At 56.8% G+C, this 13,434-nt stretch carries 11 protein-coding genes; 5 read left to right on the forward strand and 6 right to left on the reverse strand.

Annotated elements, in window-relative coordinates:
* Positions 1–27: 27 nt before the first annotated feature.
* From LJN55_RS11750 to LJN55_RS11770, 5 genes are read right to left on the reverse strand one after another with little or no spacing between them, the layout of a single operon-like run.
* Positions 28–1,146: a Gfo/Idh/MocA family protein gene (locus LJN55_RS11750; protein ID WP_227536324.1), complete on the reverse strand. Its 1,119-nt coding sequence runs from the start codon at positions 1,144–1,146 to the stop codon at positions 28–30.
* A 23-nt stretch (positions 1,147–1,169) separates the two neighbouring features.
* A complete protein-coding gene (gene iolG, locus LJN55_RS11755; protein WP_227536325.1) occupies positions 1,170–2,165 on the reverse strand; it encodes an inositol 2-dehydrogenase in 996 nt (331 codons plus the stop codon).
* Positions 2,166–2,213: 48 nt separating this feature from the next.
* On the reverse strand, positions 2,214–3,194 hold the full coding sequence (locus LJN55_RS11760) for a hydroxyacid dehydrogenase (protein WP_227536326.1): 981 nt from the start codon (positions 3,192–3,194) through the stop codon (positions 2,214–2,216).
* 1 nt (position 3,195) lies between these two features.
* Positions 3,196–4,011, reverse strand: a complete 816-nt coding sequence (locus LJN55_RS11765; protein ID WP_159336670.1) for an HpcH/HpaI aldolase family protein — start codon at positions 4,009–4,011, stop codon at positions 3,196–3,198.
* Between the two features lie 10 nt (positions 4,012–4,021).
* On the reverse strand, positions 4,022–5,455 hold the full coding sequence (locus LJN55_RS11770) for an NAD-dependent succinate-semialdehyde dehydrogenase (RefSeq protein WP_227536327.1): 1,434 nt from the start codon (positions 5,453–5,455) through the stop codon (positions 4,022–4,024).
* A gap of 317 nt (positions 5,456–5,772) precedes the next feature.
* On the opposite strand from LJN55_RS11770, the gene LJN55_RS11775 reads away from it, so the two are divergent.
* The 5 genes from LJN55_RS11775 to LJN55_RS11795 all read left to right on the forward strand — a co-directional run bounded on the left by LJN55_RS11775 (position 5,773) and on the right by LJN55_RS11795 (position 11,212).
* Positions 5,773–6,693, forward strand: a complete 921-nt coding sequence (locus LJN55_RS11775; RefSeq protein WP_159336668.1) for a MurR/RpiR family transcriptional regulator — start codon at positions 5,773–5,775, stop codon at positions 6,691–6,693.
* Positions 6,694–6,843: 150 nt separating this feature from the next.
* The gene (gene iolD / locus LJN55_RS11780) at positions 6,844–8,688 is read left to right on the forward strand and encodes a 3D-(3,5/4)-trihydroxycyclohexane-1,2-dione acylhydrolase (decyclizing) (RefSeq protein ID WP_159336667.1); all 1,845 of its coding nucleotides are present in this window, start codon (positions 6,844–6,846) and stop codon (positions 8,686–8,688) included.
* Positions 8,689–8,714: 26 nt separating this feature from the next.
* Positions 8,715–9,626: a myo-inosose-2 dehydratase gene (iolE, locus tag LJN55_RS11785; RefSeq protein ID WP_227536385.1), complete on the forward strand. Its 912-nt coding sequence runs from the start codon at positions 8,715–8,717 to the stop codon at positions 9,624–9,626.
* A 134-nt stretch (positions 9,627–9,760) separates the two neighbouring features.
* Positions 9,761–10,048, forward strand: coding sequence for a hypothetical protein (locus tag LJN55_RS11790; RefSeq protein ID WP_159336666.1), 288 nt, complete (start codon positions 9,761–9,763; stop codon positions 10,046–10,048).
* A gap of 519 nt (positions 10,049–10,567) precedes the next feature.
* A complete protein-coding gene (locus LJN55_RS11795) occupies positions 10,568–11,212 on the forward strand; it encodes an acyl-CoA dehydrogenase family protein (protein ID WP_227536386.1) in 645 nt (214 codons plus the stop codon).
* Positions 11,213–11,960: 748 nt separating this feature from the next.
* Here LJN55_RS11795 and LJN55_RS11800 read toward each other — a convergent pair.
* On the reverse strand, positions 11,961–13,433 hold the full coding sequence (locus LJN55_RS11800; RefSeq protein WP_227536328.1) for an MFS transporter: 1,473 nt from the start codon (positions 13,431–13,433) through the stop codon (positions 11,961–11,963).
* Position 13,434 lies beyond the last annotated feature (1 nt).

Consider the following 13,434-nt stretch of genomic DNA (forward strand, 5'->3'; position numbering starts at 1 on the left):
TATTATTCATGCCGATTGCACATTACGTTACAGCGTAATCCAGCGCTGTTCGCGGGAAGATCGCACCGCGGTATCAATGATCTTCTGAATTTCCCAGGCATCGCGGAAATCCGGGCCACTGACGGCTTGCCCCGCGACTGCACGCAAAAACTCTGCGATTTCGATGGTCTTGAGATCGTTAAAGCCCAACTGATGACCCGGTGCGGGGCAAAACGCACCATAAGGAGCATGTTGAGGCCCGGCCTCAATTTTCTGAAAGCCACGATGTTTACCTTCGCTGTTGGTGCTGTAAAAATGCAGCTCATTGAAGCGCTCTTGGGTAAAATGCAGCGCCCCTCGGGTGCCATAAATCTCAAATCCCAGCTGCATATTCCGTCCGGTGGCGACCCAGCTGGCTTCAATGCTGCCTTTACATCCACGAGCGAATTCCACGGTGAGCCGTGCAATATCGTCTACTTCCACCTGCCGCAACCCTTGTGCACCATTCAGAATCGGCCGCTGTTTAATCACGGTTTCCAGGTCAGCTTGCACAGCCACCACCGGGCCAAGCAGATAGCGCGCCATCGCCACAATATGGCTGCCGAGGTCGGCCACTGCACCGGCACCGCCTGCCGGCTCAAGACGCCATGACCACGGCGTTAACGGTGACGCCATAAAGTCTTCCGCATGGAGCCCCCGGAAGCTGACGATATCCCCCAGTTCACCACTATCAATCATGGTGCGCGCCAGCTTAATCATTGGGTTTTTCAAATAGTTAAAACCGACCTGCGTCACCACCCCCTGCGCTTCGGCTGCCTGCGTCATGATGCGCGCATCGTCGCTGTTTGGGGCGATAGGCTTTTCACAATGCACATGTTTACCCGCTTTTATCGCGGCCAGCGCCTGCTCCAGATGGAAACGGTTTGGCGTGGTAATCGATATCACGTCAATATCCGGGTCGTTAATCAGCGACTGCCAGTCATCTGTCGCACGTCGGAAACCAAACCGTCTGGCGGCATTTTCAGCCGCTTCCTTATCAATATCGGCCACCGCAATCAGTTCTGGCGTCACTTCATCCGGTAAAATCGCGGCGGCGGCGCGGTAGGCCAGCGCGTGTGACAACCCCATAAACCCGGTACCAATAATGCCAATGCCAATTTTATTCATCGCTTCATTCTCCTGAGGGAACATTAATCAACGCTGACCGGCAGCCCGGTTTCAGCAGAACGCTGCGCACACTCGGCAAGTTTCAGCGCCCGCACACCGTCATACGGCGTCACCGGGATCACCTGATTGCCCTGCACCACCTGAATAAAGGTGTCCATTTCATGGCGGTAGGCATCTGCGTAACGTTCAAGGAAGAAATTCACCAGCGGCACCCGGGCTTCGGTCACCTCGCCCGTATAACGCCGTACGCTGGTGGCACGCATATTGTCGTTCAGCAACATACCGGCTGAACCGTACACCTCCAGCCGCTGATCGTGGCCGTACACCGCCTGGCGGCTACAGTTGATATGGCACTGCTTGCCTGAGGCGGTAGTCATCTGCACCATGCAGGTGTCGAAATCATTAAACTCCGCCAGCGCCGGATTCAGCAGACGGCTGCCTGTGGCATAGACACTCACAGGCTCTTCTCCGAGCAGCCAGCGTGCCATATCAAAATCGTGGATCACCATGTCACGGAAAATACCGCCGGAGTGGCGCAGATAGTCGACAGGAGCAAAACCAGGATCGCGGCTGGTAATGATCACCTGCTGCAACTCACCCACTTCGCCACGGGCAATTGCCTGACGGATTTGCTGTGCACTGGCATCGAAACGGCGGTTAAATGCCACCATTACAGGCACTTTAAGCTGGGCAAGTTCATCGCAGGCGCGCTGTGCGCGGGAGAGGTCCAGATCCACTGGTTTTTCACATAACACGGCCTTGCCATTGCGTGCGGCTGCCAGCATTAAATCAACGTGCGTATCAGTCGGTGTTGCAATAACCACCGCATCGATATCGTTATCATTAATTAATTCCAACGGGTCTTTCACCGCGCGCGCGCCTGTTAATTTCGCCAATTGAACAGCATTGTCTAAATAAGGATCGGCAATCGCAATCAGCGTTGCCTGCGGGTTAGCAGCAATATTGGCGGCATGGATTTTCCCAATGCGGCCCGCACCTAATACGGCTATTTTTAGCATGTGATATTCCTGTAGGGTAACGTTGTTTATTCTCTTTATTATTTACGGTTAAATCGCATCTGCTTTATTAATTTGTCGGTGATTCACAATCAGATTTTCTTCCAGCGTGCCATTAAAGTAATGAATAATATTATTCACCGCCGATACCGACATGCGCATGGCCGCTTCCTGCGTTAATCCCGCCGAATGAGGGCTGAGGATCAGACGATCGCTTCCCAGCAGCAGGGGAGAATCCGGCGCGGGGGGTTCCTGACTAAATACATCCAGCCCTGCCCCCGCCAGCGTTTCATTTTTTAACGCCTCAACCAGCGCTCGTTCATCGATAATTCCGCCGCGTGCCGTGTTGATCACAATGGCATTCGGTTTCAGCAGTGCCAGCTCGGTGCGTCCCAGCAGCGGCTTACTGTCGCTCAAAGGCAGATGTACCGTCAGGGCATCGGCCATTTTCAAACCGTCGGTCAGCTCTTCCGCGCGCTGAACATTGAGCGCACTAAAGGTTTCTGCGGCAACAAACGGGTCCCATGCCACCACGTGCATATTAAAACAGCCCGCCAGCCGCGCCACTTCGCGACCAATACGACCAAAGCCCAATACCAGCAGCGTGCGGCCGGATAACTCAATGGCAGAGAAGCTGTTGCGGCAGTTCCAGTTCCCACTGCGGATGCCAGCATCATACACGCGCACCTGTTTCGCCACCGCCAGCAGCAGAGCCAGGGTGTGTTCCGCCACCGACAGCGAGTTAACATCGCCCACGATGGTCAACGGAATACCGCGCTGGTTCAGTGCGGCCACATCGATCGCGTCATAACCCACACCGTGACGTGACACCACCTGCAAGTTGTCGCCCTGTGCAATTTCTTTGGCGGTCAGCGGCTGGGTGCGTAACAGCAGCGCATCGGCTTGGGCGATAAACGGTGCGTAGCTGGCCGTGCTCACTTCCTCCACCAGATCCCAGGTAAACCCGGGGGTATTTTTCAGGATGGTGAGTCCTGCTTCGTGGATCTTTCCGGCAATCAGGATATGGGGCATCTCAGTATCCTCCTTCAGGCTGGTCCATTGTGGCGCTTGCCGCCCCTGTTAGCTGGCGAAACTGCCCGACACTGGCGGTGGCTGCTGAGCGCAGCAGTTGCACATCATTCGATACCGTGACGAGGTCAAATCCCCACTGCGCCGCCCGTGCAGCATATTCCGGGCTGCCGTTGTGCAACCCGGCCCGAATCCCGGCGCGGTGCGCGCAGTCGAGGATCTGTTTCAGGGTGCTGACGATTTCCTCTTCTTCACGATCAAACCCGGTGCGGTACTTGCGACCGGTCAGCCCCAGGGTTAAATCAGCAGGACCAATATAGATGCCATCCAGCCCCGGCGTATTAACGATCGCCTCGATGTTTTTCACTGCATCAGCCGTTTCAATCATCGCAAAGCACAGCACTTCGTTATCCGCATGCTGGCCGTAGTCCTGCCCGGCGGAAAAGGTCACACGCGTTGGGCCAAAGCTGCGCGCACCCAGCGGCGGGTAACGCACGCAGGAGACCAGCTGCCGCGCCTCCTCCGCGTTATTGATCATCGGGCAAATAATGCCGTAAGCCCCAGCATCCAGCGCTTTCATAATGTCACCGGGCGACAGCCAGGGAACGCGGACCATAGGCGTAACGCCGCTGGCGCGCATCGCCTGCAACATAGTGGTGGCGGTTTCATAGCCCACCAGCCCGTGCTGGATATCAATCGTCACCGAGTCATAACCCTGCGCCGCCATGATTTCAGCGGTAAACGGACTGGCGACCGACAGCCAGCCGTTGAGCACCGTGTGCCCCTCTGACCATAAGCGTTTTACGTTGTTGGCAATCATTGCGGTTTCCTTACAGGACCACCTGCGTCAGTTTGACAGTCATATATTCGTAAATCCCTTCGCTGCCCCCTTCACTGCCCATTCCGCTGGCTTTGATGCCACCGAAGGGTACATCGGCGGAGGCCAGTGCAAAGCTGTTAATGCCGACCATGCCCGCCTGTAACTGCTCAGACACGCGGCGAATGCGTGCCGCATCGCGGGTAAAGGCATAAGCAGAAAGCGCATAATCGCTGCGATTCACCCGCTCCAGCACCTCGGCTTCATCGCTGAAAGTGGTGATGGCGGCAATCGGGCCAAAGTTCTCTTCTGCCAGCGCCAGCGCATCGTCCGACACATCGGCCAGCACCGTTGGGGCAAAATAGAATCCCGGAGCATCCGTTAAACGGTGGCCGCCCGTGACCACGCGAGCCCCCTTCTGCCGCGCATCCTCAACGATTTTTTCAATCGCGTTCAGGCGGCGCTGGTTAATCAGCGGCCCCATCTCACTGCCCTGATCCTGACCGTAGCCAACCTTGATCGCGACGGCACGCCTGGCAAAGCCCTCAATAAAGGCCTCCGCTACCGAGTGATGGACATAGAAACGATCCGGCGTTACGCAGACCTGGCCACAGTTGGCAAACTTGGTCGGCACCGCCATATCCAGTGCTTTTTCGATATCAGCATCGTCAAAGACGATCATCGGCGCGTTGCCGCCCAGCTCCATGCTCAGGCGCTTAATGGTGGCCGCAGAGTCGCGGATCATCTGCTGACCAATAGCGGTCGATCCGGTCAGCGTCACTTTGCGCACAACCGGGGAATCAATCAGTGGCTGATAAGTATTGGCGGTGACACCCACCACCATATTCACCACGCCTGCCGGGATCGCCGCCTTTTGCAGGCAGGTCATGATCAGGCTGGCACAGCCCGGCACTTCGCTGGAGGGGCGCAGCACCACGCTGCAACCCGCCGCCAGTGCAGGCGCAACCTTGCGGGCAATCAGTACCACCGGGAAGTTCCACGCGGTAAAGGCCGCCACCACGCCAACGCCCTGATGGGACACTTCACAGCGCCCACCCGGCACACGGCTTTCCACTATGCGGCCATACACGCGGCGCGCCTCCTCGGCGTACCAGGTGAACTGATCAATCGCCAACGTCCATTCACGGCTGGCCTGCGCCAGCGGCTTACCGCTTTCCAGAGAGATAATCAGCGCGGCCTGTTCACGCACCTGTTCCATCTCAGTTGCCATCCGGTGCAGTGCGCTGGCACGGTCCCAGGCGGAAAGTTGTTGCCACAGCGGCAGTGCAGCCTGAGCACTGGCGATGGCATCCAGTGTGTCCTGTTGTGAAGCCCCCCGGATCTCCCCGAGCTTTTCATTACGGCCGGGATCGGTCACCACGATGGTTTCAGCTCCCTGGCCCTGACGCCAGACGCCATTAATAAACTGCCCATAGTTTTCGTACATCTTGCGCTTCCTGTTTGCTGAAGGTGTTGCAATTACTACAACCTCGCAATAAAAATTGCAAAGACTTTATTCTGCACAATTCCTGTTGCCGCGCATCGGTGGATTGGTTTTTATATCATTGAAAAATAACAACTTAATTTGGATATAAAACGTTTTACTCACCCTAAAAGAGCCGATGGAATGAAAAATCCAAATGTTGATTATCTGAAACAGATCACGCTTTTCGCTATTGGCATTGCAACGGAAATTGAATTGCAATTTTAGTTGCGTTAGCCTGATGGCAGGATAAGCAGATGTGAATGTAAGGGCATGACGTTATGGCGAGTCGCAAAGAAACCTCCCGCAAGGATTCTCCTCCTCCTCATCGTAATTACGAGCAGGTGGTGAATGACATTACTGAGCGCTACCCGCAGCTGTCCGATCGTTTTCAGCAGGTTGCCCGCTTTATTACCCAAAACCCTAACGCCGTGGCGCTGGAGTCCATCAACGCCATCGCGGCAAAGTGCGAACTGCACCCTTCCACGCTGGTGCGTTTTGCTCAGCAGTTTGGTTACAGCGGGTTCAAACAGATGCAGTCGGTGTTCCAGACGCGGCTGGCAACCACCGCACCTGGCTACAACGAGCGTATCGTCGCGCTGGAAAACGACCTGCAAAAGAACGATCAGCAAGGCAGCCTTGGCTTCTTGCAGAACCTGGTGGTGCGCGATATCGCCACATTACAGGGGATGCTGGAAGGGATTGCCGCCAGCGATCTGGACCGCAGTGCACAGCTGCTCAGTCGGGCAGAAACCATCTTTATTGCCGGGCAGCTGCGCTCCGAACCGGTGGCGATCCTGCTGCGTTATCTCCTGACCATGCTGAACCGTAAGGTGATCCTGCTGGATACGCCGGGTGGGCTGGCGCCGCATATGGCGATGAACATGACGCATCGCGATGTGCTGGTGGCCGTCTCCTTCCGTCATTACGCCCAGGAAGTGGTGAAGATCAGCGAGATCGCCGAGCAGAAAGACGTGCCGACCATCGCCATCACCGACAGCGTGCTGTCACCGCTGGCACGAAATGCGAACGTGCTGTTTACCATTCCTGAAGAGGAATACAGCTTCTCGCGCTCGCTGGCCGCCCCGGTGTGCCTGGTGCAATGCATCGCGCTGGCGCTGGCCGCCGCCCTGCACCCGGAAGAAGAGCAACCCCGTATTGAAACGCTAACCGAACGTACTCAGCGGTCGGCGTTGAAATAAACTGACCCTCTCTGCGGAAGGCGGCCTTCGTGCCCCTTCCTGCCGGGATCAGCACGATCTTTTTTTGCAAAGAAAATTGCTTAAATATAATTATAGCAACGTAAATTCCAAAACCAGCCTGTTTTCCAGGCCCTACAGCAGGTAGAAATTATGTCGACGACGCGTTGTACCACCGCGCAGGCTGTGGTTCGTTACCTCAGCAACCAGTTTATTGAAGTTGATGGCGAGGAAGTCCCGCTGTTTCCCGGGGTATTCGGCATCTTTGGCCACGGCAACGTCACCTGTCTGGGTGAAGCGCTGGAAAGCGTGCAGGATGTGCTGCCGACGTGGCGCGGCCAGAATGAACAATCCATGGCCTTTGCCGCTGCGGGGTTTGCCAAAGCCCGTCTGCGCCAGCAGATCATGGTGGTGACCGCCTCAATTGGCCCCGGCACAACCAACCTGCTGACCGCCGCCGGAGTGGCGCACGTCAGTCGCCTGCCGTTTTTGATGATCTGCGGTGATGCTTTCGCCCGTCGTCATCCCGACCCGGTGATGCAGCAGATTGAACACTTCAACGACCCGACGCAGACCGTCAATGATGCGTTTAAAGCGGTGACCCGCTACTGGGATCGCATCACCTGGCCTGAACAGATCCTCTCCTCCCTGCCACAGGCGGTCGCCACCATGCTCGACCCCGGCGACTGCGGCCCGGCATTTATCGGCCTGTGCCAGGACGTGCAGGAGATGGCGTATGATTATCCTGACGCGTTCTTCGCCCGCCGGGTGCATGTGATCCCGCGTCCACGCCCGGATCAGCAGCGGCTGCAACAGGCCGTAGAGCTGCTCTCGCAGGCAAAACGCCCGCTGATTATCTCCGGCGGCGGTGTGCGCTATTCCCGTGCGGAAGCCGAACTGGAAGCCTTCGCACTGGCGCGGGGGATCCCGGTAGTGGAAACCATCGCCGGAAAAGGCACCTTCAGCCATGATCACCCGCTGAATATCGGCCCGGTGGGGATTCTTGGCTCCACCTCGGCCAACGCGCTGGCGGCAAAAGCTGACGTGGTGATTGCCATCGGTACTCGCCTGATGGACTTCGTGACCGGTTCCTGGACGGTATTTGCCGATGATGCTCGCTTTATCGCGCTGAATGCCGCCCGCTTCGATGCCAATAAGCACCTTTCTCTGCCGCTGGTGGCGGATGCGCGTGAAGGTCTGCGCGAACTGCATGCCGCACTGGGCAACTACCGCGCCGACGCGGGCTGGCTGCAAAGCGGTCAGACTGCCTTTGCAGCCTGGAATCAGCTGATTGCCGAACGCCAGCAGCGCACGGTGAAGGAAGGCGTCCCGAGCTATGCGCAGGTAGTGGGCGTGGTGAATGAGCGTGCGGCCGCAGAAGATTACGTGATCAGTGCGGCGGGTGGCCTGCCGGGTGAGTTGGTGAAAGGCTGGAAAGTGAAAAATCCCGGTACCTTTGACTGTGAGTTTGGTTTCTCCTGTATGGGTTACGAGATCTCCGCAGGTTGGGGCGTCGCCATGATGGAGCAGCCACGTGATGTGTTTGTGCTGATCGGTGACGGCACCTACATGATGATGAATTCCGACGTCTATTCCAGCGTGCTCTCCGGCCACAAAATGATCCTGCTGGTCTGCGATAACGGCGGCTATGCGGTGATCAACCGCCTGCAAAATGCCAAAGGCGGCGCCTCCTTTAATAACCTGCTGAAAGACTGCCGGGTGACCGAACCCTTCCACGTTGATTTCGTTGCTCATGCGCAGGCAATGGGCGCACTGGCGCGTAAAGTCAGCAGCCTGGACGAACTCTCCGATGCCGTGGACTGGGCGAAATCCAATGACCGCACCACGGTGATCTGCATTGACACGCATCCGCACCAGTGGACGCCGGGCGATGCCTGGTGGGATGTCGGCGTGCCCGAAGTCAGCGCACGGGAAAGCGTTAACGAAGCGCGCCGTGAACACGAAGCCGGACGTAAAAAACAGCGTATTGGTATTTAACTGATTCAGGAAGCGACAACATGAAGCTGCACGCTCAACTTGGTATTGCCCCGATTGCCTGGTCCAACGACGATCTGCCGCAGTTAGGCGGAGACACCCCGCTCTCCGTCTGCCTTGCGGAGAGCCACCAGGCCGGATTCTCCGGCGTGGAAACCGGCGGCAAATTCCCGCGCACCAGCGCTGAACTGCTGCCACAGCTGGCGGAACACCAGCTGCAACTGGTGTCGGGCTGGTATTCCGGCACCCTGCTGGATAACGACCTCGCCAGCGAGATTCAGAAGGTCACCCCGCAACTTGAGCTGTTTAAAACCTGCGGTGCCGCCTGCCTGGTGTACGGTGAAACCGCTGGCACCATTCAGAACCAGCAGCATATCCCGCTGAGTCAACGCCGCAGGCTGAGCGATGACGAGATCAAGGAATATGGTGCGCGACTGACCCTGTTTGCCCGCTACTGTGAAGATTTCGGCGTTCCGCTGGCCTTCCATCACCATATGGGTACCGCGATTGAAGATGAGCGCGATATTGATTTGCTGATGGCCGCCACCGGGCCGGAGGTCGGGCTGCTGTTTGACTCCGGGCATCTGGTGTTTGCTGGGGTTGACCCGCTCAGCATCCTGAAAAAACACGGCCAGCGCATTAACCATGTGCACACCAAAGATATTCGCGCCGATGTTCGCGCCTCGCTGGACTGGAACCGTGACTCCTTCCTGGATGCGGTGCTGAAAGGGGTTTACACCGTTCCCGGCGACGGCTGCATTAATTTTGACGCGCTGATTGCCGAGCTGGCACGCATCGGCTATCAGGGATGGTTCGTGGTCGAAGCCGAGCAGGACCCCGCCCTTGCCCCGCCGCTGGAGTACGCCATCATCGGCTTTAACAGCCTGAAGAAATCACTTAACGCTGCTGGCTATCACCTCGATGCGGGAGAAAACACATGACTCACTCGCTTAATGGGCATATTGCCGTAATCACGAGCGGCTACGACAACACGCCTGCCCCGGCCAATCCGCTGTAACCTTCAATTGCAGCCAGCTCCGCGCTGGCTGCCGTTAATGGAGCCTGACGTTTCGCTATGATGAATGTTGATAAAATGAAAGATATCACCGAGTTTTATCAGGAACTGCTGATGGTAATTCATGACGCCATCGGTAGCTCGCTTTCCCGCCAGGAGGAGGAGAAAAAAGCGATGATCAACCGCTGGCTGGCAAAAGCAAGCCGCGCACGCCACTGTCGGGCGCACCGTAAAAACGAAATCATCATCATGTTCGACGAGGTCGAAACGCATTCACTCAAGACCCTTGAACGCCGGGTCAGAACATTGCATGAGAACTGCGTGGTGATACTGGAAGAGATTGGCTGACGCGGTTGATCAGTTTTTTTTAGAGAAAAAAATCCTGACAGTACCGACTGCAACGATGGTTAAAAGACTACTTAAAAACCAATAATCCGGCACAACAAAATAATAAAAAACAAACAAGAAAATAACCACCATATTCACGATAAAATCAGATGCCGTATCCTTTAAGAAATATAACAATGTCTTCATTTTTATTTATTTCCTTTTTAGCTATTGTTAAACTATCACAAACAAAATAACCAATAAAAAACGAAGAATAAAATCATAAAATATCCAATAACGTTGGCGATAAAACTCAACTGTTGTAACTACTCTATACCCGTTTCCCAACCCGCGCCTTATCAGCGCGGTAACAATCGATGCGATGAATCCTTATAACCGACGTGAACACAGTGTGACAGGATGGTGTTATCCGCGCCAATGCGGCCCTGTCACCGTCATTAAGGAGTGCCTGTGTCTGCTATCGAATCCCTGGCTGAAGCCACTGAATTTTATGTTAACTCCCCGGAACACTTCGCTCCGCTGCCGCGACCGTCACAGCCTGCGAATATCATTACCAGTGATGCTGAAGCGATTGCTGTCGCGGAACGGCTGGCGCAGCAGTTTGCACCGGGGGCTGCCCGCCGCGACCGTGACGGTATTTTACCGGTGGCCGAGCTGGACGCGTTCTCCCAAAGCGGCCTGTGGGGCATCAATATCCCGCGGGAATACGGCGGCGCGGGTGTTTCCTATGCCACGGTTGCGAAGGTGATTGCCATTATCTCCGCTGCCGACTCGGCGCTGGGGCAGATCCCGCAAAATCATCTGGCGGGTGTTGCCCATCTGCTGGAGGACGGAACGGAAAGCCAGAAGCAGACGCTGCTGGCCGGCGTGTTATCGGGACTACGCTGGGGCAACGCGTTCTCCGAAAAAGGCACCGCCACGGTGGCCGCCGCTACCGTCGCCACAGCCGAAGCCAAAGTGCTGTCCACCGAGATCGCCATTCTTGCGGGTAACAAGCTGTTTGAACTGGCCGGCACGCGCTCCACGCTGGCGGAATATCAGCTTGACCGCCCCTGGCGCAATGCCCGCACGCACACTCTGCACGATCCAGTGCGCTGGAAGTATTTCCATGTCGGGAACTACTATCTGAACGGCGTTAACCCACCGCGCCATGCGTGGAGTTAATGCAGAAAAAAGCCCGCATCAGCGCTGAGGTATCCCCACAAAAATGAATGGCTTCCCGTCTGGCGTCAGGTCCGGGCCAGTTTGAGCACGCCGGAGCGGCAAAAGACGCATCCCTGCGGGCCTCGGCACGCGACGTCCTGTCGCGTGACGCCCGGCTTACCTCAAACTGGCCCCATCCCCGCAGAATCGTTGCTCGCTACGGGTATTACCCCCCCACTTTGTGACAGCCTCTGCGGATTGACTGAAATCAGAATTTTGGGTTTTGGGATGGGTTTGGTTTTGACCTGGATTTCGACGTTGAGGCGGCATTCAGCAGCGCTGAGGAAGCACAGTGAACCAGGACGAACCGCCACGACGGCGGTGAGAGGGAGAGCAGGCACAGGGATGTGCCGTCACGACCGGTGCGTCGGTGAACGACGCTTGCGAAGGCATCCACGCAGTGGACGCAGCGCCTGCCGCAAAGCCCGGGTCCCCAGGGTGGGGGCGACTGCCCACCCTGGGTCGCTCAGCCCGCGCAGCGGGAAAGCGAAACGCCGTTGACGTTGACCTGAACCTGGCCATCGTGCAGGCCTGCGTCACTGGCCGACCGGAAAAGAAGTGGCAAGGTGCTTTGCCTGGTCGATAAAATGATCGAAATTGATCATATTGATCACTCCCTGTGAGATGTCTCAGCTGGGATGCCATCATACGCGACACTTAAAACATGCCTATTGCCGATGCTGCGTGTTCAAACTGCCTTCAGCCTTTGTCACACCTTTTTACGGGTATACATCGCCAGCACCCCGCCTGTGAGAAGCAATGCAACAATCGATGTACCGATCACCGAAACAAAGCCACGGCTAAAGGCCGCTTCGGCCAGATTCAGCAACTCGCGCCCTTCCGCAGGTATCAGCGATCCGGCGGCAATTAACGCACCATCAATACTGTCCTGCGCCAGCGCAGGCAGATGCGGAATGGCAGACATATCATACGAATACAGCGCAGCCAGAATTCCTCCGAGAATGGTGATGCCGATTGCGCCACCGAACTCAAACGCCACGCCCTCAATCGATGCTGCCGTCCCTGAGCTGTTTTCCGGTGAGTTGAGGATGATCGCGGTCGATGCCGCCGTCATCGCGCCACCAAGTCCGGCGCCGGTCAGCGCCAGGGCTGCGACCGTCATCCACAAGGCGGCATCATACACCATCAGGTAAACCGCCAGGCCCGCCGCAGAGAGCAGCAAGGAATACTGAATCGCCCGGAGTGAGCCTATATGCGGCACCAGCCATCCTACCGCAGGCCCGGCAATAAAGGAGGCGAGCGGCAGCGGCAAAATAAACAGCCCGGCCAGTAAAGGCGACATAGACAGCACCAGTTGCAGCCGCTGCGTCACGGCCAGTTCAACGCCGATGACGCAGGCAATCGACACCATTGCGGCGATCACACCCGCCGTAAAGAACCGGTTGCTAAACAACGCCAGATCGAGCATTGGGCTGGCTGAGCGCTGCTGTTTTCTGACAAACAGCAGCGTCATCATCACCCCGATTACCCCGGCGATCACCGCAATGCTGAGCTGCGGTGACGGCTTGCTGAACTCCTTCATGGCATAGATCAGCCCGGTGAGGCCCGCCATAATCTGAACGGCAGCGGTCAGACTGAATACCCGGGTGTGGTCGCCCGGTATCGGTGGGATCAGTTTCAGCGAAAACAGCAGCACCAGAACTACAATTGGCACGTTAATCAGAAAAACCGATCCCCACCAGAAATACTCCAGCAGCAGCCCGCCAATCACCGGACCGAGCGCCGCCCCGCCGGAAGCCACCGCGGCCCAGATGCCAATCGCCAGTGAGCGCTCGGCGGGATCGTCAAAGGCTCTGCGCACAATCGTCATGGTTGCGGGCATCATCATCGCCGCCCCCACGGCCAGCAGCGCACGAGAGGCAATCAGCATCTCAGCGGAAACGGAAAATGCCGCCGCCAGCGAGGCGATGCCAAAAATGACCAGCCCGAGAATGAAGAAACCGCGTGCGCCAATGCGGTCGTTCAGCACGCCCATACTGATCAGCAAACCCGCCATCGTCAGCGGATAGGCATTAACGATCCACAGCTTCTGCGTTGCCGTTGCCTGAAGATCGTGCGTCAGGCGCGGTAGTGCGGTATAGAGCACGGTCATATCAATGACCACCAGTAATAACGCGCTGGAGATCACCGCCAGGATTATCCAACGAAATGAGGAAGACATA

The sequence above is a fragment of the Erwinia rhapontici genome, assembly GCF_020683125.1.
In the GTDB taxonomy this organism is placed as follows: domain Bacteria; phylum Pseudomonadota; class Gammaproteobacteria; order Enterobacterales; family Enterobacteriaceae; genus Erwinia; species Erwinia rhapontici.